At 67.7% G+C, this 24737-nt stretch carries 16 protein-coding genes, 1 pseudogene and 1 riboswitch; of the genes and pseudogenes, 4 read left to right on the forward strand and 13 right to left on the reverse strand.

The annotated features are described in order from the left end of the window. Window positions 1-51 precede the first annotated feature (51 nt). Window positions 52-152, reverse strand: a riboswitch (purine riboswitch). A 100-nt stretch (window positions 153-252) separates the two neighbouring features. Continuing rightward, the gene (locus tag B8V81_RS09540; protein WP_084137120.1) at window positions 253-1476 is read right to left on the reverse strand and encodes an MFS transporter; all 1224 of its coding nucleotides are present in this window, start codon (window positions 1474-1476) and stop codon (window positions 253-255) included. Window positions 1477-1884: 408 nt separating this feature from the next. On the opposite strand from B8V81_RS09540, the gene B8V81_RS09545 reads away from it, so the two are divergent. Together B8V81_RS09545 and B8V81_RS26130 are read left to right on the forward strand one after the other, a co-directional pair. Beyond that, window positions 1885-3072 carry an asparaginase gene (locus B8V81_RS09545; RefSeq protein ID WP_101808216.1) on the forward strand — a complete coding sequence of 396 codons (1188 nt, stop codon included), beginning with the start codon at window positions 1885-1887 and terminating at the stop codon, window positions 3070-3072. Between the two features lie 15 nt (window positions 3073-3087). Next, entirely contained in the window at window positions 3088-4857 is a 1770-nt protein-coding gene (locus B8V81_RS26130) for an asparaginase domain-containing protein (RefSeq protein ID WP_084137117.1), read from the forward strand. Between the two features lie 82 nt (window positions 4858-4939). Here B8V81_RS26130 and guaA read toward each other — a convergent pair whose 3' ends face one another. The 12 genes and pseudogenes from guaA to B8V81_RS09610 all read right to left on the reverse strand — a co-directional run. Continuing rightward, on the reverse strand, window positions 4940-6481 hold the full coding sequence (guaA, locus tag B8V81_RS09555; protein WP_101808217.1) for a glutamine-hydrolyzing GMP synthase: 1542 nt from the start codon (window positions 6479-6481) through the stop codon (window positions 4940-4942). Between the two features lie 816 nt (window positions 6482-7297). Then, window positions 7298-9763 (reverse strand): transglutaminase-like domain-containing protein, encoded by a 2466-nt coding sequence (locus B8V81_RS09560; protein ID WP_244912736.1) that lies wholly within the window; start codon window positions 9761-9763, stop codon window positions 7298-7300. A 533-nt stretch (window positions 9764-10296) separates the two neighbouring features. Then, a complete protein-coding gene (locus tag B8V81_RS09565; RefSeq protein WP_180968409.1) occupies window positions 10297-11541 on the reverse strand; it encodes a DUF58 domain-containing protein in 1245 nt (414 codons plus the stop codon). A gap of 98 nt (window positions 11542-11639) precedes the next feature. After that, complete coding sequence (locus B8V81_RS25995; protein WP_280522971.1) at window positions 11640-11771, reverse strand: hypothetical protein; 132 nt, start codon at window positions 11769-11771, stop codon at window positions 11640-11642. 249 nt (window positions 11772-12020) lie between these two features. Beyond that, on the reverse strand, window positions 12021-13064 hold the full coding sequence (locus B8V81_RS09570) for an AAA family ATPase (protein WP_240478998.1): 1044 nt from the start codon (window positions 13062-13064) through the stop codon (window positions 12021-12023). A 935-nt stretch (window positions 13065-13999) separates the two neighbouring features. Then, entirely contained in the window at window positions 14000-14611 is a 612-nt protein-coding gene (locus B8V81_RS09580; protein WP_127464576.1) for a hypothetical protein, read from the reverse strand. Window positions 14612-14716: 105 nt separating this feature from the next. Continuing rightward, a complete protein-coding gene (locus tag B8V81_RS09585; RefSeq protein ID WP_052333164.1) occupies window positions 14717-16624 on the reverse strand; it encodes a polysaccharide deacetylase family protein in 1908 nt (635 codons plus the stop codon). Window positions 16625-16665: 41 nt separating this feature from the next. Further along, the gene (locus B8V81_RS09590; RefSeq protein WP_052333163.1) at window positions 16666-17529 is read right to left on the reverse strand and encodes a glycerophosphodiester phosphodiesterase; all 864 of its coding nucleotides are present in this window, start codon (window positions 17527-17529) and stop codon (window positions 16666-16668) included. A gap of 402 nt (window positions 17530-17931) precedes the next feature. After that, the gene (gene bcp, locus B8V81_RS09595) at window positions 17932-18420 is read right to left on the reverse strand and encodes a thioredoxin-dependent thiol peroxidase (RefSeq protein ID WP_028598667.1); all 489 of its coding nucleotides are present in this window, start codon (window positions 18418-18420) and stop codon (window positions 17932-17934) included. 36 nt (window positions 18421-18456) lie between these two features. Then, window positions 18457-19248: an ABC transporter permease gene (locus tag B8V81_RS09600; protein ID WP_028598666.1), complete on the reverse strand. Its 792-nt coding sequence runs from the start codon at window positions 19246-19248 to the stop codon at window positions 18457-18459. 19 nt (window positions 19249-19267) lie between these two features. Continuing rightward, window positions 19268-20062, reverse strand: a complete 795-nt coding sequence (locus B8V81_RS09605; protein WP_028598665.1) for an ABC transporter permease — start codon at window positions 20060-20062, stop codon at window positions 19268-19270. A gap of 343 nt (window positions 20063-20405) precedes the next feature. Beyond that, window positions 20406-21458: pseudogene (locus tag B8V81_RS09610) on the reverse strand (ABC transporter ATP-binding protein); the annotation flags it as partial. Between the two features lie 328 nt (window positions 21459-21786). Between B8V81_RS09610 and B8V81_RS09615 the strand changes: the two are divergent. Together B8V81_RS09615 and B8V81_RS09620 are read left to right on the forward strand one after the other, a co-directional pair. After that, window positions 21787-22872 carry an LCP family protein gene (locus tag B8V81_RS09615; RefSeq protein WP_101808219.1) on the forward strand — a complete coding sequence of 362 codons (1086 nt, stop codon included), beginning with the start codon at window positions 21787-21789 and terminating at the stop codon, window positions 22870-22872. 93 nt (window positions 22873-22965) lie between these two features. Next, window positions 22966-24315: a glutamate-1-semialdehyde 2,1-aminomutase gene (locus B8V81_RS09620; protein ID WP_043111213.1), complete on the forward strand. Its 1350-nt coding sequence runs from the start codon at window positions 22966-22968 to the stop codon at window positions 24313-24315. Window positions 24316-24737: the final 422 nt, after the last annotated feature.

A 24737-nucleotide genomic window follows, 5' to 3' on the forward strand; every position in this document is an offset into this window, starting at 1 on the left:
ACGGCCGGCAACAGCCGGACGATGAAGGCGACAGCGAGCGGGGCGCAAGCGGCTTCCGCTCCGAACTTTCGTAGCCTGGTCATTTACGGTGACCGAGTAGAGACTTCCGGGCCGATCCCCGGAATTATACGAAAGTTGCGTTGGATATCAATCAGAACGTAACTAATTTACCTTCATTTTCGACATAAGTCAACCGATCTCTTTGATTTTCGGCTTATTTTCCGAACATTATCCAACATCCGGGAAAAACCGTCAGCGCTCGGCGTCCGCGGCCGCGGCCGGAGGACGCAGGCGCGCGAGCGCCAGCCCGATCATGCCGAACAGCAGGAACGCTCCGCCCAGCAGCCAGAACAGGCTGCCGGCCGCGCCGTACCGGAGGCCGAAGCCGCCGACGACCGGACCGGCGATGCTGCCGACGGAGAAATGGATCGAGGCGAGCACGTTCGCTCCCGGCAGCAGATGGCGAGGCAGCTGGTCGGCCGCATAAGCGAGGCCGAGCGAGAAGAACGAGCCGACGAGGCCGCCGGCCAGCGCCAGCAGCGCGGCGACGAGGACGACGCTGTCGCCCGCGGCCGGAATGCAGGCGAACAGCACGCCGCCTCCGAGCCCGCAGCCGATCAGCACGGGCAGACGGCCGATCCGGTCGCTGAGCGAGCCGAGCGGCAGCTGCAGCAGCAGGCCGCCGAGGCCGAGCGCCGGCAGCAGCGCGCTGATCGCTTCGCGGTTGAGGCCGATCTGCGTGCCGTACAGCGGGAAGCTGCTGTTCATCGACGCTTCCATGATGCCGTACAGCATCGCCGGCAGCAGCGCGTACCAGGCGATCCGATACACCTTCAGGTAGCGCGCGGCGCCCGTCGCCTCGCCCGGCTCGGCCGCTTCCGGCCGCTCCTTGGCCGGCAGGCCGAGCGCGAGCAGCAGCACGACGGCGTACAGCCCGGCGCTGACGAGGAACGGCGCCGCTTCGCCGAAATGCAGCAGGTTGATGCCGAGCGGACCGATGCTGAAGCCGACGCCGTAGGACATGCCGTACAGCGAGATGAAGGTGCCGCGGCGGCTCGCCGGCGCGCGGCTGACCATCCAGAGCTGGGTGGCGAAATGCATGCCGCTGTCGCCGACGCCGATGACGAGGCGCAGCAGGAACCACGCCGTCAGCGAGCCCGCCGTCAGCGGGAACAGCAGCGTGGCGGCGGTGATGAGCACGATGCCCGTCACGATGACGGCCTTGAAGCCGAAGCGCCGCACCGGTCGCTCGATGAAGAACATCGTCGAGAACGTCCCGATGTACAGCGCCATCGAGTTGAGGCCGTTGACGTCCTCGGGCACGCCCGCGCGCTCGAGCAGAATCGCGAGCAGCGGCAGCAGCAGCCCCTGGCTCGCTCCGGCCGTGACGACGACGGCGAGCAGCACGAGCAGCCGGTAGCTGACGAGCCGCTCGGGCGGCTCGAGGAATGGACTGGCGGAAGCAGGTGGATTCATGTCGGGATGATGGCTCCTTCGTTCGATCGCTTTGCAAAAAAACCTGACGCTGCGGACAGGAGAAATTTTTTTCGTCCGAAATTCGCTTAAATTTTACCATAATGAAGCTGATGCAAAAAAGGAACGGCCGGCCGATGCCGAGCCGTTGTTCCGTCCTTGCAAAAAAGAAAGCCTGTTGCTCGAGCAGGCTGCCGAGAAGCATACCCGCCCTTTTTTGATGGATTTGGAAGAAACTGTCCAATTCATCCTTTCAACAGCCATAATGTCATGAATTCTTCCGTGAAATAAACTTCCAACCACAACGGACGGAAGGGCGCCTGCTTCCAATCGTCTATATTGTAAACTTTCTTAACATTTAATAGACTGATTGCGTCAACTACTATTACATAGAGTGGAGGAACTTGTCTGATGTCTGCATCCTTATCCCCCAAGCGCCTGCTCGTCTACGCCCTCGCCGTCTCGCTGCTGGCCAGCTTGCTGGCTGCCTTCGGAGCGCCGCGCGCAAGCGCCGCCGAAGCGGCGAAAATTCCGCCGCTGCCGCAAGCCGCGAAATCGTCGCCGCTGCCGAACGTCATCGTCATCGGCACCGGAGGCACGCTCGCCGGCAAGGCGAACGCCCCGACCAGCTTCCAAAGCTATCGGGCCGGCACCTACCTGATCGCCGATCTCGTCAAGCAGCTGCCCGGCAAAAACCAGCTCGCCGACGTGTCGACCTACCAATTCGGCAATAAAGGCTCCGGCGGCTACACGATTCCGGAGCTGCGGGAGCTGTCGCTAGCGGTCGACGAGGCGCTCCGCATCTACGACGGCGCCGTCGTCACGACGGGCACCGATACGATGGAGGAGATCGCCTACTTCCTCGATCTGACCGTACGCAGCGAAAAGCCGGTCGTCGTCACCGGCGCGATGCGGCCGTGGGACGTCATCGGCACCGACGGGCCGGCCAACCTGTTCAACGCGATCAAGCTTGCCGGCAGCGGCAAGACGACCTCGTTCGGAACCGTCCTCATGCTGAACGACTACATCCACGCGGCGCGCGACGTGACGAAGAGCAACTCGCATCGGATGGACACGTTCGAAACGCCGATGCTCGGAGCGCTCGGCTACATCGACGAGAAGAACATCCGCATCTACCGCGCGCCGGGACGAGCCGGAAAAGCCGGCACCGCCGCCTGGAAGACGCCGTTCGACCTGACCCGGATCGCGCCCGAGGCGCTGCCGAAGGTGGAAGTCGCCTATGTGTATCAAGCGGCAGGAGCAGGCGCGATCAACGGCTTCGTCAAGGACGGCGCCAAAGGCATCGTCACCGCCGGCACCGGCGCGGGCGGATTGTCGTCGGCGATGAGCGCGGCGCGGTCCGAAGCGATCAAAAAAGGCGTGCTGTTCGTCACGACGACCCGCACCGGCTCCGGCACGATGTATCCGGGAAGCTCGCCCGGCATCATCGCCGGCGACAGCCTGAACGCCCAGCACGCGCGCATCCTGCTGCTGCTCGGCCTCGCCTTCTCCAGCGACTTCGACACGATCAAGGGCTGGTTCGCCGACTATGGCACGGGCGCGGCCAGCGCCGCCAGCACCGCCAGCGCAGCGGAATAAAGGAGGACAAGACCAATGGCTACCTTGCTGACCACGCTCAAACGCTCCGCCGCTCTCGCGGCAATGCTCTCCCTTGCCGCCGGCGCCTTCGCGGCGTCCGGCCCCGTCCCTGCCGCTGCGGCCGCCGAGGCCGCGGCGATCAGCGCCAATCCGTTCGCGCCGACGGTGGAGATTCCCGCCGTGCCGGAGGCTTTTCACACCTCCGAGCTGCCTGACGTCATCGTCGTCGCCACCGGCGGCACGCTGGCCGGCAAGGCGGCGGACGGGACGAGCTTCCAGAACTACCGCGCCGGCACCTACCTCATGGAGGACCTCGTCGCGCAGCTGCCCGGCAAGGAGAAGATCGCCGACGTCGAGACGGCGCAATTCGGCAACAAGGGATCCGGCAGCTACAGCCTGCAGGACCTGTACGACCTGTCGCAGACGGTGGACGCCGCGCTGGAGAAGTACGACGGCGCGGTCGTGACGACCGGCACCGACACAATGGAGGAGATCGCCTACTTCCTCGACCTGACCGTGCGCAGCGAAAAGCCGGTCGTCGTCACCGGCGCGATGCGTCCGTGGGACGTCATCGGCACCGACGGGCCGGCCAACCTGTACAACGCGATCAAGCTCGCCGGCAGCGGCAAGACGAAGGGCTACGGCACCGTCGTCATGCTGAACGACGTCATCCAGACGGCGCGCGACGTGACGAAGTCGAACGCCCACCGGATGGATACGTTCGAGACGCCGGCGCTCGGCGCGCTCGGCTACATCGACGAGAAGAACATCAGCCTCTACCGCCTCACCGCGCGGGCGATGGCGTCCGGCACGCCGCAGTGGCGCACGCCGTTCGACCTGACGTCGATCGCCAAGAGCAACTTCCCGGCCGTCGAGATCGCCTATGCCTACCAAGGCGCGGGCGGAGGCGCGATCAAGCAGTTCGCCCTGGACGGCGTCAAAGGCATCGTCACCGCCGGCACCGGCGCCGGCGGCCTGTCCGCGGAAATGAGCGCCGCCCGTGCCGAGGCGATTGAAAAAGGCGTGCTGTTCGTTACGACGACGCGCACCGGCTCCGGCACGATGTACCAAGGCAATACGCCGGGCATCATTGCCGGCGACAGCCTGAACGCCCAGCATGCGCGCATCCTGCTGACGCTCGCGCTGGCGTTCAGCTCCGACTATGATACCGTCAAAGGATGGTTCCAGACGATCGGCACGCAGGACGTGCCCGCCTCCGGCACGGTCGAGCCGGCCGCTCCGGCTCCGGAGCTCGCCGCCAGCGACCTGACCGGCCACTGGGCCGAGGAGCCGGTCAAGCGGGCGGCCTCCTACGGCATCGCCGCCGGTTATCCCGACGGCACGTTCGGCCCCGACAAGCCGGTCACCCGCGCCGAGTTCGCCGTCATGCTGATGAACGCGCTGAACGTGCAGCCGGCCGTCGAGGGCGAGCCGTTCGCCGACGCCGCCTCGATCGGCGAGTGGGCGCAGACGGCCGTCGCGCAGGCCAAGCAGCTCGGCATCGTCAAAGGCTATGCCGACGGCAGCTTCAAGCCGAACGCGCTCGTTACGCGCGCCGAGATGGCGACGATGGTCGGAGCGGCTCTCGGCCTGCAGCAGCCGGCGGACGGCCGCACTACGTTCGCCGACGACGCCGCGATCCCGGCCTGGGCGATCCCGGCTCTGAACGGCATCCGGCAAAAAGGGCTGATCGACGGCCGCGACGGCAACCGCTTCGAGCCGTCCGCGGCGACGACGCGCGCGGAAGCGTCCGTCCTGCTCGTGCGGATGCATGATCTCGGCTGAGCAGCCTGATTTCCAACATCAAAAACGCCCTTTGCCCGACGAAACCGTCTGGCAAAGGGCGTTTCTCGTTTGGCTCAGCGGGCTATTCCCACTCGATCGTCGCCGGCGGCTTGGACGTGATGTCGTAGACGACGCGGTTGACGTTGTCGACCTCGTTGACGATGCGCACGGAGATCTTCTCCAGCACGTCCCACGGAATGCGCGCCCAGTCGGCGGTCATGCCGTCGATCGACGTCACGGCGCGAATGCCGACCGTGTAAGAGTACGTGCGGGCGTCGCCCATGACGCCGACGCTGCGCATGCCTGGCAGCGCCGTGAAGTACTGCCAGATCTCGCGGTCGAGGCCCGCTTTGGCGATCTCGTCGCGCAGGATCGCGTCGGACTCGCGCACGATCTCGAGCTTCTCGTCCGTCACTTCGCCGAGCACGCGGATCGCGAGGCCCGGACCCGGGAACGGCTGGCGCCAGACGATCGCGTCCGGAAGGCCGCATTCGGAGCCGACCTTGCGGACCTCGTCCTTGAACAGCGCGCTCAGCGGCTCGACGAGCTTGAACGTGATGTCCTCCGGCAGGCCGCCGACGTTGTGATGGGACTTGATCGTCTGCGCGGTCGCGGTGCCGCTCTCGACGATGTCCGTATACAGCGTGCCCTGGGCGAGGAATTCGAAGTTCGCGAACTTGGCGGACTCCTCCTGGAACACGTAGATGAACTCGTTGCCGATGATCTTGCGCTTCTGCTCGGGATCGGACACGCCGCGCAGCTTGCCGAGGAAGCGCTCGCTCGCGTCGACCTTGACGACCTCCATGCCGAACTTGCCGACGAACGTCTCCATGACGCTCTCCGCCTCGCCCTTGCGCAGCAGGCCGTGGTCGATGAACATGCATGTCAGGCGGTCGCCGATCGCCTTGTGGACGAGCATGGCCACGACGGAGGAGTCGACGCCGCCCGACAGCGCGCACAGCACGCGGCCGGTCTCGCCGACCTGCGCGCGGATGTCGCGGATCGCGTCGTCGATGAACGTCTCCATGCTCCAGTTGCCCTCGCAGCCGCATACCGTATAAAGGAAGTTGCGGATCATGTCGTTGCCGTAGACGGAGTGGCGCACCTCCGGGTGGAACTGCACGGCGTAGAAGTTCTTCTCCGGATGGCTCATGGCCGCGATCGGCGCATGTTCCGTTCCCGCATCCAAGCGGAAGCCCTCCGGCATCTCCACGACGAGGTCGGTATGGCTCATCCATACCGTCTGGCGGTTCTCCAGGCCGAGCGCGAGCGCCGCGCCTTCGGCGAACGTCACGTCGGCGCGGCCGTACTCGCGCTTGCCGGCGCGCTGCACCTTGCCCTTGAGCTGATGGCTCATCAGCTGCATGCCGTAGCAGATGCCGAAGATCGGCAGGCCGAGCTCGTAGATCTCCGGATCGACCATCGGCGAGTTTTCTTCATAGACGCTTGCCGGCCCGCCGGAGAACACGATCCCCTTCGGCGCCAGCTCGCGGATCTTGGAAGCCGGAGTGTTGTACGGCAGCAGCTCGCTGTAGACGCCGAGATCCCGGATGCGCCGAGCAATCAGCTGGTTGTACTGTCCTCCGAAATCGAGAACCACGATCATTTCATTAGGCTTGTTCACGCCCGAACCTCCCTCAGTCAATTGGACTCATTCTATCAAAGCGGCTTCCGGCCAGTCAAGGCGGGAAGCCGCGCGGCTTCGCGGCCGGACGGCCGCCGGCGAGGGCGGCGCGGGCGCGGAGCAGCGGCCCCGGGACGGGGCCGGCGGAGACAGGGCCACGGGCGGGGCCGGCGGAGACAAGGCCAAGGGCGGGGCCGGCGGGCGAAGGCGTGGGCCGGGCGCGGTGCGTCAGGCGCGGGCCCGGCGGCCTGGCGCGGCCACGGGCGGGGACGGCAGGCGAAGGCGCGGGACGGGCGCGCAGGAGCGGCGGCTGCGAGCGGGATTTCCGCGCGTAGCAGCAGGCTTCGCTGCACGAGGAGCTGCGGCTGCGCGCACGATTTTTCTAGAGGAGCTTCAGCCGCGCAGGCTCAGTGCGGCCACGGCGGACGAGCGCCAGCGCGGCGGCAATCGCCGCGCCGCCGCCAGCGCTAAGCGCGGGCGCGCGGCCTGGCCCAGGCCGCCGCCAGGATGGCGGCGGCCGCCTGAGCTCATCCGGCCCGCAGCGGCTCGGCGCCCGCCTGGCGCCGCCGCCGGCGGCGGCGCCCGCTGTGCCGGCGCTCAGCGCGCGCATCAGCTGCTCGGCGGCGAGCGCGCCACCTAAGGTGCGCGGCGCGCGGTGCCGCGTGCTCGCGCCTAGGCCGCGCGAGCGCGTAGGCCGCCGAGGCCAGAGGCGCAGCGGCGAGCCAGCCCGGCGCGCCAGCGCGCTCAGCGCGGCCCGCAGGGCGCGGAGCGCGCCAGCGCCCCGGGCTGGGCGTCGCGCGAGCTCGGTGCCGGCCGCTAGCGCTCAGCTAGCCAGGCCCGAGCGGGCCGGGCTTGGAGTCCGGGCTCGGCTGAGCTCGGCCTAGGCTTCGGCGGCGGCGCCGAGCCTGGGCGGCTGCGCTGCCGCGCGTACCCCGGCGTCGGGTCGAACGCGACCCACCCGACGCCGGGAAAATAAACCTCCACCCAGGCATGCGCGTCCAGCCCGCTGACCCGGTAGACGTCTCCTCCGGCTCCGGCCGCGGCGCTCCCGAGCGCCGCGCGGACTTCCGCAGGAGCTTTTCCCGACGCCGTCTCCTCGCCTGGAGCGAATCCCTTCACCCACCGGGCCGGAATGCCGACCGAGCGCAGCATGACCGCCATCGCCGTCGAGAAGTGCACGCAGTAGCCGAGCTTCCGCTCGAACAGAAACTGGTCGACCAGGTCCTGCCCCGGCGCGGGCGCTTCGGTCTCCGTCAGCGAGTAGCGATAATGCGCCTTCAAGTAGTCGCTCACCGCGACGACCTGCCCGTATCGGTCTGCCTGGCCGGCGGTCGCCGAAGCGGCGAGCTCCTTCACCCGCTGCGGCAGCGAGGCCGGCAGCTGCAGCGCCGCCTTCAGCTCAAGCTCGAGCTGGAGCGCCGCCTCGCCGGCCTCCGCCGTCGCCGCTCCTGCGGCCGCCGTCCGCCGGGCCTTCCCTTCTTGTCCGTTCCCGCTCTCTTGCGCGCTGTTCGAAGCGGCGCCCGATTGACGGAGCTGCTCCGCCGTCGGCCGGACGAGTTCCGACACGACCGTATAGCCCAGCGCCCCGCCGGCCGCCTGGGGCAGATAGACGGCTCCGCCGCCGCTTTCGCTCAAATAGGACGTCCAGTCCCTGTACGCTTCGGCCGCCGGCGACCGGGCCGACAGGATCGCTGCCGCCGTGCCGGCCGCAGGCAGCGGCATCCCTTCCTCCAAACGAGGCAGCCAGACCGACTGCCGGATCGTTTCCGCGCCTCCGCTTTCCGTGCCTTGGCTCGCCGTGACTTTGCTCTCCGTGCCTTGGCTCGCCGTGTCCTCCGGCTCCGTGCTCGCCGGCTGCGCCCCTTCTACTGCCGCACTTGCTTTCCCCGGCACAGCCGCCCCCGGACCAACGGGCCGCGCTACGAGCTCGCCGCCCTCTTCCCGCCAGCCTTGGCCGGTATAGACGGTTTTCTCCTCCATCCTCCAGTAAAGAGGCTCGGGAGAAACCGCCCAGAACAGCGTGCGGTCGGATTGCCGCAGCGGCGCCCCGAGCCGCGTATCGTCCAGGCCGTAGCCCGTTTCGGCGGCGGCGCCGCCCGCCCCGGCCTCCGCAGCCGCCTGCCCGCCTGCGCCGGTGAAGATCGGCGACTGGCGGATCGCCCCCGCCCCGTCCTGCGATGCGGATGCGCGGATCGCCTGCTGCGCAGCCAGCGCCCAGTCGGCCGGCCGCTCCGCAGTCGTCTTGCCCGCCGAAAGTCCGGCCGCGCCGAGGGCGAGCAGAGCGGCTATCCCGCCGCTTGCCGCCCACCAGCGCCAAGGCGGCATCTCCGCACTGGCGGTGGCAGCGGAAGAGGGAGGCGCCCCTGAGCCCGCAGCGTCCGCCTGACGCCGCTTCAGCCGATGCAGGGTGAGCAGCGCGGCCAGCAGCACGCCTTCGGCCGACGCGCGCGCCAGATTCGGAAGCGTGTTCAGCCCGAACCATTCGCTCAGCGCCCACAGATAAGCCGCCGTCAGCCCGAGCAAGCCGATGCCCCACTGCCGGATCCAGACGAGCGTCTGCAGCGCCGAGAGCAGGATCGACAGCCCAAGCAGCAAGCAAAAGGCCTGTCCGACGCCGGACATCGCGGCTGGACCGCCGGCAAGCAGCTGTCCGGCATCCTGCGCCAGCTGCCCCGGCAGTCGCGGCAATCCCGAGATGCCGGACCAGCCGTCCGGGCCTTCGCCGATCCAGCCCGCCCCCGCCGTCACGACGGCGAGCCGGAGCAGCAGCGAAGCCCAGCCGGGCAGCAGCCAGACGCCGGCAAGCAGCAGCAAGCCGGCAATGGCGGCCAGCCCGCCGATGCGGTAGGCGTCGTTCCACTGCGGCAGCCGCCCGAGCGGCAGCAGCCACTCCGTCAGCAAGCCGAGCAGCAGCAGGCTTGCCGCGGCCCGGAGCGGCCAGCGAAGGAGGCCACCGGCATGCTCCAGGCGCGCATGGCGGCTCGAGGCCGATGGACGGACAGCGGAACCGACGCCGGTCGGAGCGGACGGCGAACGCCTTGTCGGAGCCAGGCTGCTGCCCGGCTTCGACAAGGCGCTTCCGCCAACGGTCGACGGTGCGCTTCCGCTCGCCGAGTTTCCGCCGACTGCGCTTCCCTTGCCTCCGCTGCCTGCCGTCCCGCCGACCATGCCTCGCCCCGGCGTTCCGACGGCCTTTCCTGCCTGCGCCGAACCGGCTTGCTTCCAGGCTGCTCCCTGCAGCACCAGTCCGGCCGAAAAGTCGTTCGAGCCGCTGTCCTTCATGCCGTACCTCCTCCATTCGTTGCGAGCGGCGTCGGCCGGAGCCTCGCAAGCGTCGTGTGCCGAACCGTTGCAGCTTGGTCCGCGCAGGTGGCCTCGTTCCCGCTCTTCCGTGCCCGAGCTGCTCGGTTTTTCCGCGCAACTAACCTCGTTCCCGCTCTTCCATGCCCGAGCTGCTCGGTTTTTCCGCGCAACTAACCTCGTTCCCGCTCTTCCATACCCGAGTTGCTCGGTTTTTCCGCGCAACTCTCCTCGTTCCCGCTCTTCCGTGCCCGAGCTGCTCGGTTTTTCCGCGCAACTCCCCTCGTTCCCGCTCTTCCGTGCCCGAGCTGCTCGGTTTTTCCGCGCAACTCTCCTCGTTCCCGCTCTTCCGTGCCGAGCTGCTCGGTTTTTCCGCGCAACTCTCCTCGTTCCCGCTCTTCCGTGCCCGAGCTGCTCGGTTTTTCCGCGCAACTCCCCTCATTCCCGCTCTTCCGTGCCCGAGCTGCTCGGTTTTTCCGCGCAACTCTTCGCGCCGCTGCCGGGTTCGCGGGGGCTCAGCGCCAGACCGTCCAGCTTCCGCTTTCGCTCCCGATCGCGCGCCCGCTCCAGCTCCGGCTTGCCCCTCCGGCTCCGCCGTCGTGCTCGCGCACGCTCGCGCTCGCGCGCCAGGCGCGGCATCTCGACGCTTCCAGCGGCAGCCAGACCAGCTCGACGCCCGCCTCGGCCGCCCATCGCTCCCGCTCGCGCCGCGCGGCCGCCGACAGCGCCGGCCCGATCGGCACGCGCAGCTCGAGCGGACAGCGGGCGGCGCGCGCGAGCTCCGCCAGCCGCTCCCAGCCGCCGCCGAGCGGCGTCAGCGCCGCGATGCGGCTGCCGGGCGCCAGCGAGCCGCTCCGCAGCAGCCGCTCCAGCGCCGCGTCCGCGCTGCCGCCTGGCTGGGGCTTGGCGGCAGCCAGCCGCCTAGCCGCAAGCGGCAAGCCGCGTCCGCCGGCCACCCCAAGCGGCGGCTCCGCTCCGGCGGCAAGCCGCGCGGCCCAACCGGCAGCGGCCGCGTCGCGCAGCAGCGCGGCCGCCTGCCCGGCGCAGGCGTCCAGCAGCGCGTCGGGTTCGGCGCTGGCGGAGCCGGGCAGCCCGCTCGCGCTCCCCAGACGCTGCCACAGCGCATGCTCCAGCTCCAGCAGCACGACGAGCTCCGGCGAGCCGGCCTGCTCGTCCTGACGCGTCTGCAAGCCGCGCCCGCGCGCCGCGGCCCTCCAATCGACCCGGCGAAGCGGGTCGCCCTCGCGATAGGCGCGCGTCAACGGGCCTCGGCCTGGCGCGCTTCGCGGATTGCCGCCGTCAGGCTGTCCACTGCCGCTCCCGGCCGCAAGGGAGCGCGGACTGCCGTCAGCCACGGCGCCGAGCGGCGGCCCTTCCGGCTCGGGCAGGACGGCGAACCCGTCCGGCGCCTCCAGCCGGACCGACGTCCATGCGAGCCCGAGCGGATCGGCGATGGAGACGGTGCAAGGCCCATACGCATATTCTCCGCGCCTGAGCGAGCCGATCCGGTAGGACACGGTCCATTCCTTTCGCAGCCAAGGCAGCGCCCAGCAGGTGAGCACGAGCGGCTGCTCCGAGACGCCGGTGCGCCGGCTCAGCTCCTCCCGCACCTGCACGAGCAGCAGCGGCGGCAGGCGCCGGCCGCTGAACCGCAGCCTCACCGCCGCTTCGCCCGCGTCGCCGCCGGCCTCAAGCACGCGCTCGAGGCGAAGGCTGCCGCCGCAGGTCCAGCTCCAAAGCGCCGGCAGCGCCGCCAGCAAGAGCAGGCCGCCGGCCCAAGCCGCCGCGAACCAATCGAGCGCCGCGCCGCGCGCCGCCGCCGCTCCGGCAGCGCCGCCGAACGCAAGCGCCAGCAGGCCTAGAGCCAGCCATCGCGAGCGGGGCCGTCCTCGGCGATCCGCCGATTGCCGGCTTCGAGGCGCTCCGGCTGGCCGACGCCCGCCTCCAAAAGAAGCGGCAGGGAAGCTCGGCTGCCCTCCGCCGCCAGCAACGGCGGCCGCTCCACCCGTCGCGCTAATCCCAGTCGAGTTCGTCCCGGCCCCTCCGACAGCCGTGCTACCCCCAGTTCGGTCCGTCCTTGCCGCTCCTGCCGCGCTCCTCCCAGCAACGCCTGGAACGGCGGTCCCTCCGCCCATCGCGCTTATCCCAGCCGAGTTCGTCCCGGCTCCGCCTCCCGCGCTCCCCCCGGCAACGCTCCTCGCTCCTTGGCGCAGCCCGGAGAACGGTCCGCCTCCCGCGCTCATCGCCCGGCCGCCTTGCCGCCGGGCAGCGGCGTCGCGGCCAGCAGCCGCTCCAGCACGCGCCGCGGCGCGGCTCGGTCCGGCTGCCCGTAAGCGCCGCGAGCGGCCAGCCGGTGCTCCAGCACCGGCCGGGCGACCGCCCGCAGATCGGCGGGGCGCACATAATCGCGTCCGCCGATGTAGGCGGCCGCCTGCGCCGCCCGCAGCCAGTCGCGCGAGGCGCGCGGGCTGGCGCCCAGCTCAAGCTCCGGCGCCGTGCGCGTCGCCTGCACGATCTGCACGATATAAGCGAGCAGCTCCGGGCTGCAATGGACGGTGCGGCTCTCTTCCGCCATCTGCTGCCACTGGCGCAGCGAGACGACGGGCCGCAGCTGCTCCGGCGCCTGGCGCTCGCCGGCCGCCAGCATTTCCAGCATGCGCGCCTCCTCCCGCGGCTCCGGATAGCCGATCGACAGGCGCATCATGAACCGGTCCATCTGCGCCTCCGGCAACGGGAACGTGCCCTCCCCGTCGAGCGGATTCTGCGTCGCGATGAGCAGCCACGGCTCCGGCAGCGGCCGGGTGACGCCGTCGACCGTGACGCGGCGCTCCTCCATCGCCTCGAGCAGCGCCGATTGCGTGCGCGGCGACGTGCGGTTGATCTCGTCCGCGAGCACGACGTTGGCCATGATCGGCCCTTCCCGATAAACGAACTCGCCCGAGCGCGCATCCCAGACGGATGAGCCCGCCACGTCGGCCGGCAGCAGGTCAGAGGTGAACTGGATGCGCCGGAACTGCCCGCCCAGCAGCCTCGCGAGCGCGCGCGCCAGCATCGTCTTGCCGACTCCAGGCACATCCTCGAGCAAAATATGGCCTCCGGCGAGCATCGCCGTCATTGCCAGCCCGATCGTCTCCCCTTTGCCGAGCAGCACGCTTTCCGAGCGGGCCGCCATGCGGGCGAGCAGCGCCCCCGGCGGCTCCGGCCACTCCTCCCGACTGTCCTCCGGGGCGCTCCGGTACGGGTCCCCCCAGACTTCTCGCTCCTGCTTCGGCTGCATGGCCATCGCCTCTCATCTCCCTTTTCCGCCTTCCAATCTAGCGGCCTCTTTGCTAGACAGTCTCCCCACTCGGCGAAAGGTTTAGACTTTCCCCCGCAGCCGCCCGCCCTTTTTCCGCAGTAGGAGGCAGAAAGGCGGCCGCCCTCTGACGGCGATGCCGCGAGATCGACAGGCTCGGCAGAGCGTTTGCCGCTTCCCGTGCCTATGAAAAAAACCATCCTTCTCCCGGTCTCCGGGAAAAAGATGGCTGATATCGGTCTTGTGCTTGATCGGCGCGCCGCTTGCTAGGACGTTTATCATACCTCTGTCGCGAGCCGAGGCGCTTTCAGTTCCCTCATCGAGCCGATGCGCCGGATCTCCGAGATTCAAGGCACTTTCTGTTCTCTCATTGAGCCAATGCCCCGCATTCCCGAGATTCAAGGCACTCTCGACTCCCTCGTCGTACCGACGCGCCGGGTTTCCGTGAGCCAAGGCACTTTCAGTTCCCTCATTGAGCCAATACCCCGCATTCCCGTGAGCCAAGGCACTTTGGACTCCCTCGTCGAGCCGACGCGCCGCATTTCCGAGATTCAAGGCACTCTGGACTCCCTCGTCGAGCCGATGCGCCGCATTTCCGAGATTCAAGGCACTTTCTGTTCCCTCATTGAGCCAATGCCCCGCATTCCCGAGATCCAAGGCACTCTAGACTCCCTCATCGAGTCGGCGCGCCGCATTCCCGTGAGCCAAGGCACTCTCGACTCCCTCATCGAACCGACGCGCCGGGTTTCCGTGAGCCAAGGCACTTTCAGTTCCCTTATTGAGCCAATGCCCCGCATTCCCGTGAGCCAAGGCACTCTGGACTCCCTCATCGAGCCGCTGCGCCGGATCCCCGAGATCCAAGGCACTCTAGACTCCCTCGTCGAGCCGATACGCCGTGTTTCCGTGACCCTCAGGCTCCGCTCCTAGCGGATGAACGCGATCTCCTCGCCCTTGGCTGGGCCTTCGCCCCGCTTGAAGCGATAGGGACGGAACACGAGCCGCTGCCCCGGCGCCTCGTCCGGCAGCGCCGGCGTCACGACGTACCGCCACATCAACGAATGATTGGAACCCCCGCCTCCGTCGAATCGGACCCGGTGCGGCCCTTCGACGTGCAGCTCGCAGCGGAACCATCGGTCCCGCTCTCCCCAGGGCAGCTCGCAAGGGACAGGCTCGTCGTCCCCAAGCAGCGTGATGACGCTCGCATTGTCATACTGCCGGATCGCGGACAGCGTGAACACCGTGTCGCCCGCAACGACAGACTGGCTCATCACGAGCATCCGCCGGTATCCTTCCGGCTCGATCGCCGGACGGTAGTCCTCGTCATCTGTCATGAGAAAGGAGAACAAGGCGTTCACGTAGTCCTCCTGCAGATCGCTCGCTTTCGCCCAGGCCGAAAGGTCGGCCGCAGGCGGAAAGCCGGGCTCCGTCCCGGCGATCCGCTTCCGCTCGCCGATCAAGCCGCACAGCCTTTCGTCCAGCTCGAGCAGCCTGCGGTTGTAGTCCTCCGTCGGGCGCTTGAACGGCATTCGTTTCATTCTGCATTCCTCCTTGGGCTGACCGGGCCTCCAGATGAAACAGGCCCGCCGCTGTTCCTGCTTCGGCGAGCCTCCTTGAATATCCTTTCCTATTCCATCGAACCGCTAGGCTTTGTCCGCCGCAGCCGACTCCCCGGCCGCCGGCGCCGTTTCCGCATTCGGACCTGCGAGCTCTCCATTCGCACCGCTGCGGGAAGATCCGCCGGCATCCATGGCGCTTCTCAGCCAGCCGTCCACTTTTCCCGGCGTCTTCTCCAGCTTCTGCAGCGGGTCGCCGAGCAGCCGCAGCAGCTCCTCGAGCGGCGCGTACAGCGCGCCCGCGCTATCGCGGAAGGCCGTCTCGGGATCCAGCGCAGCCGCTTCTCCCGTCGTTGCGAACACCGTCGCCGTCCGGCGCGCCCCGTCCCATTCGACGCGTCCCCCCAGCGCATCCGCTGTCCGGCGCACCGGTACATAAAGCTCCCCTTCGACGATCCGGTACTCGCCGTAGACAATCGTTGTCTCGCCCGTCGCGCCGTGCAGCCGCAGATCGGCGAGCTGCGTCCCGTAGGTTTTGGCAGAAGCGGATCCATTTGCTCCAGCACTTGCTTTCCCTTCTGCTTCGGCATTCACCTTGGCATCCGCTTCAGCTCCTGCTTTCGCTCCCGCCTTCGCTCCCGCCTTCACTTCCGCCTCAGCTCCTGCCTCCGCTCCCGCCTTCGCTTCAACGCCTACCTTCGCGCCTGACTTCGCCTCCGCCTTCGCATCCGCTTCCGCCGTCTTGCCCGCCTGCGCCGCGCTGCCGTTCCAGGCCGGCACGCTGTCCGCGGCGGCCGCCAGCCACTCCGGACTGCGCCGCAGCTCGCGGCTGCGCTCCGCCAGCGCGGCGATCTCCTCCGCTTTGGGCGCTTCCCGTTTCCATTTCAGCTTGGCCGCGACCGGAAACACCGGCGCCTCGCCGCCCCCGTCCAAAGCCGCGAACGCGTATCCATGCGCGCGATAGAAAGCGATGATCGCCGGCAGCGCCTTGACCGACTCGCCGTGGCCGGTGCCGTCATGGAGCAGCACGGTCATCTCCCGCTTGAGCGCCGCCGACGTCGCGCCGGCGGCGATCTCCGCCGCAGGCACGCCGATCCGCTTGGAATCCCCGCTGTCCACGTTCCAGTCCGCCATCGTGTAGCCGGCCTCGCGCATCGCGCGGAAGTAGCCTTCGTCAAAGTTCGTATACGTGCCTCCCGGAGCCCGCACGAGCGTCGTCGCGACGCCAGCGTCCAGCAGCGCCTGCTCCGTGAGCAGCGTCTGGCGGGCATAGCCCTGGAAGCTGCCGTAAAGCTGCTTGTAGTCATGGTCGTAGGAATGGTTGCCGATCGCATGGCCTTCCTCGCGCGTCCGCTGGACGAGCTCCGGATGGGCCTTCACCTGACGGCCCACCATGAAAAAGGTCGCCTTGATCCCCTGCTCGCGCAGGATGTCCAGCACCTGGGCCGTATGCTCGCTCGGTCCGTCGTCGAAGGTCAGGTAGACGGTTTTGGCGGCTGCGGCTGGCTTCGCCTTCGCGGCGACAGCCCCGGGCTGCCCGGCGGCAGGAGCGGCGCCCGTCGAGGACGCTCTGGACGCGGCCTGGCGCAGCGCCTCCAGCAGCTCCGCCCCGCCGATTTCCGGCTGAGGCGAGTCGAGCGCCGCCGCAGAGGCGGCCTCGCTGTCCGGCTGCGCGGAACCGATGCCTGCGGCCATCGCTGCGCGAGTCGACCTAGCCCCTGCCGCTTGAGCTTCCGCTCCGCTCCCGCCCGCTCGGACCGCGCTTGCAGCGCCTTCCCCTCCTTCGCCGCCGCTGCCTGCGGCGGCATGAGCCGCGCTTGCCGCCGCGCCTTCCCCTCCCTCGCCGCCGCTGCCTGCGGCGGCATGAGCCGCGCCTATCGCCGCCGGCGGCGCAGCCAGCGGCCGCTCGACGCCTCCTTCTCCTCCGAGGCTCGTCCAGCCGATGCCGAGCGCCGCCGTCGCGGCCAGGAGCCGCAAGCCAAGCTTTTTCGCCATATCCGTCCACCCTTTCCTACTCTCGAATCTAGTGCTAGATTCTATGAGCCTGACGGGCGCCTTATGCCGTCCGGTGTTTTTTTGATCCAATCGCGGAATCGGTCCGGTCCGTCCGTCACGATGCCGTCCGCGCCGGCGGCGGCGGCTTGAACCGCCTCGCGCCGGCGGTCGACCGTCCAGACGAACACGGCCATGCCCGAGCCGTGGACGCGGCGCACGAGCTTCGGCTGGGCGAGCTGCTTGCGGAGGTTCGCGTAGGTGGCGATGTCGGCCATCTCATGCAGCCGGCTCTGCTCCAGCTCCTCCTCGCGCGACAGGATGACGCCGAGCGGCACCGAGGGCATGAGCTCGCCCAGCCTCTTCAGCGAAGGCAGGCTGAACGACTGTACGATGACCGGCGCTCTTCGCCAGCCCGGTCCCCCCGCCTCCAGCCGCTGCTCTCCGGTCAGGCCGAAGCGGATGAGCGCCGCGGCGACGGCCCGCTCGAGCCCCGGCTGCAGCTGCGGATCCTTCAGCTCGACCAGCAGTCCGATCTTGCCGCCGTACCGGCGCAGCACCTCCTCGAAGCGGGGAATCCGCTCCCCGCGGTACGCCTCGCCAAACCAGCCGCCGGCATCGAGCGACTCCAGCTCCCGCATCGTCCGGCGCGACGCGATGCCTCGTCCGTCCGTCGTCCGCTCCAGCTTCTCGTCATGCAGCACGAACGGCACTCCGTCCCGCGACAGCTGCACGTCCAGCTCGATGTAGTCGGCCCCCTGCCGCAGCGCCAGCTCGAAGGCCGCGAACGTGTTTTCCGGCGCATCCGCGGACGCGCCCCGATGCGCAAGCACGAGCGGTCGGAACGGTCCGACCGCGGCCGGCTTGGCGGCGGCCTGCGATGCTGGCGGCCGCTCGGCTGAATGCAAGGCCGCTGAACTCCCCTTCGCCGACGCCGCTCCTGCCTGCAGCGACAGGAAAACCAGCGTCCCAGCCAGCGCCGCAGCCCCCCTTTTTCTCCACCTATTCGTTCGACCGGACGCGCGTTTCCTCACTTCGGATCCCCTCCTGCACGATGCTATCCATTACTATTTCCAATCCGCCCGTCTTTTACCAATCGCTGGGCGGGATGAGCGGAGATCCGCCCCCGGCCGCGCGACTCGCAGCTCCTGGCGCAGCGGATCTTAGGGCCTGCAATTTCATAAAAAAAAGCAGCCCCCGGCCGAAAATCGGCCAGGCGGCTGCCTTGCAACGTATGCGGCGAATCCGGGGCGGGACAACCTGAAGCATCCTGCCCCGCGTCTGAATCCTTGGGACGCCTCGCCTCGAGACTATTCCTCGCCTGCGCCCGCTTGCGCGAGGCTCTGCAGCACGTCGGCGGCATGGCCGGCGACCTTCACGCCGCGCCATTCCTTGACGAGACGCCCTTCCTCGTCGATGAGGAACGTCGAGCGCACGATGCCCATGTACTCGCGGCCGTACAGCTTCTTGAGCTGCCAGACGCCGTACGCCTCGGCCGCCGCGTGATCCGGATCGGACAGCAGCGGGAACGTCAGGCCGTGCTTGGCGCGGAAGTTGCCATGCGACTTGACGCTGTCCGGGCTGATGCCGAGGACGATCGCGTCCGCGCCGGCGAACGCCGGCATCGCATCGCGAAAATCGCAGGATTCCTGCGTGCAGCCCGGCGTGTTGTTTTTCGGATAGAAGTACAGGATGACCTTGCGGCCCCGATAGTCGGACAGCGAAGCTTCCGGCTTGTCCGTCCCGGAGGCGGCGAGGGTGAAGTCCGGCGCAAGCTCGCCGAGCGTAAGTTGGGTCATGAAGTCAGCTTCCTTTCGCATGGATCCTGCTTCGGCTTAGGAGCCGGCTCCCCGGTATCGCTTGACGCCGTGATTCCACACGAGCATGCCGAGCGTCATGAACACGATGCCCATGACAGGCGTCAGCAGCGCCAGCTGCGCCAGGCCGTCGCCATGGTCCCCGAGGAAGTAGGAGGCCGGGATGACGCCGACAAAGGCGAACGGGATGAGCCAGGTGAGCATGAAGCGGATGATCTTGTTGTAGATGTTGATCGGGTAGCGCCCGTAGTTCTGGATGTTGTACATGAGCGGCAGGATGCCGGTCGGCGCGTCGGAGTAGAACGCGATTGCCGTCAGCGCCGTATACAGCCCGCCGTAGACGAGCACCGCGCCGGCGACGAGCAGCAGCATGACCGGGATGTCCCAGAATTCCAGCGGCAAGCCGAGCTGGACCCAGCAGCTCGCCATGATGACGATGCCCGCCAGCGAGCCGATGAGCGACGGCGGGTCCATGTTCTCGAGCGTCACCTGGAACCAGTTATGCGCCGGGCGCGTCAGAATCCGGTCCATCTCGCCCTTGGTGATGTAGCGGTCGCTGAAGTTCCACAGGTTGAAAAACGTGCCGAAAATGCCGTACGGCACCATGAAGAAGCCGTAGACGAACACGACCTCCGCCTCGCTCCAGCCGCCGAGCGTCGGCGTGTGCTGGAAGACGATCAGGATGAACACCAGATTGACCGCCTGGAAGCTCAGATCCGCCAGCACCTCGATCCAGAAGTCGGCGCGGTACGTCAGCTTCGTTTTGGCGTAGTTCTTGAAGTAATCCCAGAACAGCGACAGGTAGAACAGCATTTTTTTCATCGTCCGGTCAGCCCCCCTGTACGAACAGCCGTCTGCGGGCCGCCCGCCATACCAGCGCGATCGGCACGAGCAGCAGGACGAACCAGAGCAGCTGGATGCCGAGCACGCCCGGAATTTCTCCGGCCGGCGTGCGCCCGGTGAACACCGAGCTCGGCAAGTAGGTGATCGCCTGGAACGGCAGCCACTTCATCGCCTCGCCCAGCCAGCCGGGGAAAAAGCTGATCGGCACGATGACGCCGGAGAACAGGTCGACGGCGACGCGCTTGAGGCGCATCATGCCCTCGCTGCTCTCGACGAAAAACGCCGCCAGCCCCGTCAGGATGTTGATCTGCGAGTTGATGAGGAAAGCGAAGAACAGCATGACCAGATAGACCGCCCACGTCGCCGGATCGGACGGCAGCCGCACCGGGAACAGCAGGCAAGCGAGCGCCATGCCCGGGATCATGAACAGCAGGAAGCGGAACAGCCCTTCCCCGAAGCCCTGCATCATCTTGACGACGAGGTAATTGTACGGGCGGATCATCTGGATCGCCACGCTGCCGTCGCGAATCTCATTGCTGATCTCCCGGTCCAGGTTGTTGAAATAAAACGCGCGAGCCATCCACGACACGGCGACGTACGTCGTCATCTGGCCGACCGTGAAGCCGGCGAGCGACGTCTGGCCGCCGTAGATGGCTCCCCACAGGAAGTAATAGGCTCCAATATTAATCGCGTAAATAATGATGCCGCTGTAATAGTTCACGCGGTAAGCGAGCATCATCAGGAACCGGATGCGGATCAGATCCGCATAAGCGCTACCCACGGCGGATCGGCTCCTTTCCGGCGGCCGGGCTGCCGGAAGGCGCGCGGCCGGCCTCGGGCGCGGCGGCCGGGCCTTGGACCGGCTCGGCCGGCTGCGGGTCGGCCGCCGTCAGGCTGTCCTCGCCCGCCAGGTCCGGCTCGTCCAGCGCGTCGCGGCCCGCCGGCTGCGAAGGGCCCGCATTCGGCTCGCCGCCAGTCGGGCCCGCAGCGGGCGCATCCGCGCCTTCGGCGGGATCGGCCGCCGTTTCGGCCGCGTCCCGTCCGTTGCCGGCTTCGGCCGCTGCTGCGTCCGTCCGATTCGCGGCGGACTTGCCTACTCCCGCGCCTGCTCCCGCTGCGGCGTCCGCTTCCGCCTCCGCCAGCTCGGCCGCGCGCGTCCGCCCCGGCGAAGCGGCGTCGCCGGACTGGTAGATCTCGCGGACGATGTCGTCCGTGTTCGTCTCGATGATCTTCATGTCGCGGATGTCGAGGCGCGACTCGCCGACGACGCGGGCGAGCGCGTCGGCGACCTTGACCTCGTGCGGCAGCCACATCGCCGCCGTCACGTCGCTCTCGGCCCGCCAGCTGACGCCGGGCAGGCCGTCCGTCAGCTCCGCGAGCTGCGCCGGCTTGACGCGCTCGCCGAACTGGAACACGATCTCGCGGCCGCGGCTCCAGCGGCTTTTGAGCTCGTCCAGCGCTCCGTCGTAGATGATGCGCCCGTCGTCGAGCATGATGACGCGCGTGCACAGCGCCTCGATGTCCTGCAGGTCATGCGTCGTCAGCAGGATCGTCGTGCCGTGCTCGCGGTTGAGCTGCTTGAGGAAGTCGCGGATCTCGGTCTTGACGACGATGTCGAGGCCGATCGTCGGCTCGTCGAGGAACAGGATCGACGGATTGTGCAGCAGGCTCGCCACGATCTCGCAGCGCATCCGCTGGCCGAGGCTGAGCTTGCGCACCGGCCGGTTGAGCAGCTCGCCGAGCTGCAGCCGCTCGGTCAGCTCGTCCAGCCGCTTGCGGTAGTCCGCCTCCGGCACCTTGTAAACCTTGCGCAGCAGCTGGAACGATTCGACAACGCCGATGTCCCACCACAGCTGCGAGCGCTGGCCGAACACGACGCCGATTCCGCCGACGAACTTCTCCCTGTCCTTGTGCGGCACGAAGCCGTTGACCCGCAGATGGCCGGCTGTCGGGACGAGGATGCCGGTCAGCATCTTGATCGTCGTCGACTTGCCCGCTCCGTTCTCTCCTATGTATCCGCAGATTTCCCCTTTGGGAATCTCGAAGGAAATGTCCTTGACGGCGGCGACCTCCCGGTACTCCCGCTTGAACAGATCCTTGAGGGCGCCGGACAGCCCCTCTCGGTTTTTCTGGACGCGGAACTGCTTGCGCAGCTCGCGCACTTCTATGGCCGGCATGGTGCTCATGGCGTGCTCCTCTCGTAAGGCGACTCGACATTTCCCGGGAAATGGATGACGGATTTCCTTCATCCTGCGGCAAAGCTTGCGTCCTGCCGACCCCGGATTTATAATTTTATGATATGTTACGACAGCTTGGGGAAGCAAGCGACGGGATCCTTGCCGGATGCCCGACGCCGCTTGGCGCTTCCTCGCGATCCATTGGCGGCGCCTCGCTGCGGACAGCGCGCCTGAAGTCGATTTCCGCCGCCTCGGTTCATGATTTCCGCGGCCGATGCCGATTTTGTACGAAGCAGCTTTTATTTGGGAAGGGAGCTATCACCGCCGGATGGAAAGCAGAAAAGATCGACACGGCCCGGGACGCGGCAAACCCGCCGCCCCCAAGCCGCCGAAGGCTAAAAAGAAGCGCCGCGCCTGGCTCTGGTCGCTGTTCGCCGTCGTGCTCGTCATGGCCGGACTGGTCGCCTTCTTCATCGTCGACAATTACAATGCCCTGAACAATCTCCAAAAAGACCCGGAAAATTCGATCTTCGAGCAATTCGAGAACGACGCGCAGCTGGAGAAGCCGCCGGAATGGGAAGGCACCGAGCGCGTGAACATCCTCATCATGGGCGGAGACGGACGCGCGAAAAAAACGAGCAAGGAGCCCGCGCGCTCCGACTCGATGATCGTCGTGTCGATCGATCCCGTCACCAAGAAGGCCCATTTGTTCTCGCTGCTGCGCGACACCTGGGTCGACATCCCCGGCCATGGCCAGGGCCGCGCCAACGAGGCGATCGTCTACGGCGGCTACAAGCTGAGCATGCAGATGATCAGCGAGCTGACTGGCCTCGAGATCCAGTATTACGTCTACACGGAGTTCGAAGGCTTCAAGTCGCTCGTCGACGCGATCGGCGGCATCAACATCGATGTCGAGAAAAATATGCGCTATACCGACAACGCCGACGGCAACCGCTACGACATTGATCTCAAGAAGGGCTACCAGGAGCTGAACGGCGACCAGGCACTGCAGTACGTGCGCTTCCGCCACGACGCGACGAGCGACTTCACGCGCACGGAGCGCCAGCGCAAGTTCCTGAGCGCGGTCGCCGACAAGATGAAGAACTTCGGCAACATCACCCAGCTGAGCACGATCATCCGCAAGGTCAGCCCGTTCGTCGAGACGAACCTGTCGGCAAACGAAATGGCTCGCCTCGCCAAGCTCGGCCTCGGCCTGCACAATGCCGGCACGGCCCAGCTGCCGCCGAGCAAGCTGCTCGCCGACGAGCGTGTCGGCGGCGCGTCAGTGCTCGCGATCACAAGCGAGGACAAGCTGCGCGAATACGTGCAGGAGGTGCTGGCGGAGGATCAGAACGCGCCTGAGCCGTCCGCTTCGCCGGGCGAGAACGCCTCGTCGAATGCGGCTTCGCCTTAAAGCTACCGTCCAATCTACCCTTATCGGGAGAGCAGCCAGCTGCTCTCCTTCTTTCATGCCCTACCATCCCAAGACCGATCAGGAGGTTCTCCCATGTCCAACCCATCCGCCAGCCGCTTCGCCGTCCCCGGCGCCTCCCGCGCCCGCAGCGAGGCGCTCCATGCCGAGGCGCTGCAGCATATCGTCGGCGGCGTCAACAGCCCGAGCCGCTCGTTCAAGGCGGTCGGCGGCGGCGCGCCCGTCGTCATGAAGCGCGGCCAAGGCGCCTACTTCTGGGATGTCGACGACAACCAGTATATCGACTATCTCTGCGCTTACGGCCCGATCATCGCCGGCCACGCGCATCCGCATATTACCGAGGCGATCAGCCGCGCGGCCGCCAGCGGCACGCTGTACGGCACGCCGACGGAGCTGGAGGTCCAGCTGGCGCGCATGCTCAAGGACGCGATTCCTTCCCTCGACAAAGTACGCTTCGTCAACTCCGGCACGGAGGCGGTCATGACGACGATCCGCGTCGCCCGCGCTTATACCGGCCGATCCAAGATCATCAAGTTCGCCGGCTGCTACCACGGCCACTCCGATCTCGTGCTCGTCGCCGCCGGCTCCGGCCCGTCCACGCTCGGCATCCCCGACAGCGCGGGCATCCCGCAGTCGATCGCGAGCGAGGTCATCACCGTGCCGTTCAACGACATCGACGCCCTGAAGGCCGCGCTGGAGCGCTGGGGCGGCGAGACGGCGGCGGTCATGGTCGAGCCGATCGTCGGCAACTTCGGCATGGTCATGCCGAAGCCCGGCTTCCTCGAGGAGCTGTGCCGCCTGACGCGCGCGGCCGGCGCGGTCGTCATTTACGACGAGGTCATCACCGGCTTCCGCTTCCACTACGGCACGGCGCAGACGTTCGGCGCGTTCCCCGACGCAGCGGCGATCGAGCCGGATCTGACGGCGCTCGGCAAAATCATCGGCGGCGGCCTGCCGATCGGCGCCTACGGCGGCCGCAAGGACATCATGGAGCAGGTCGCTCCGCTCGGCCCCGCTTATCAGGCCGGCACGATGGCCGGCAATCCGGCTTCGATCGCGAGCGGCATCGCCTGCCTGGAGGTGCTGCAGCAGCCGGGCGTCTACGAGCGCATGGACCGGCTGGCGGCCGGCCTCGCCGACGGCCTGGCGGACCTGGCGTCGCGCCACGGCGTGCCGCTGACGGTCAACCGCATCCGCGGCTCGTTCTCGACGCATTTCTGCGATCATCCGGTGACGAACTACGACGAGGCGCAGGATACGGACGGCGAAGCGTTCGCGCGCTTCTTCCGCCTCATGCTGGAGCGCGGCGTCTGCCTCGCCCCGTCCAAGTACGAGGCCTGGTTCCTGACGACCGCCCATACGGACGAGGACATCGCCCGCACGCTCGAAGCCGCCGCCGAGGCGTTCGCGGCGATGGGCCTCTAGGCAAAGGCGATCCGCTTCTCCGGACCGGCGCAAAGGCTGCGGACGACCCGCCGCTGGACCCGCTGCTGGCCCGACCAGGCTCGCCGCCGGACCTGCCGCTGGCCAGACCTACTGCTGGCCCGACCAGGCTCGCCGCTGGACCTGCCGCTGGCCCCGCCGTGCCGCCGGACCTGCCTATCGCGACGAGCGAGGCGGTCGTTTCCGTACGCCTGCTCCGCAAGCTAATGATACTCACAGACCTTATTCCGTCCGATTTGCGCCGAATGGAATGGTAACGATACGGACAGACCTTATTGCTGCGAAATTCGCTCCCAAATCCGCTTTTTCGACAAAATAGCGCTCCTCCGTATCGTTGGCTGCGAAAAAGCCTTCTAAAACGCCGAATAGCGCTTCCAGGTATCATTAGGGTCAGGATGAATTTC

It is taken from the genome of Paenibacillus pasadenensis, assembly GCF_002864175.1.
Lineage (GTDB): Bacteria > Bacillota > Bacilli > Paenibacillales > Paenibacillaceae > Paenibacillus_O > Paenibacillus_O pasadenensis.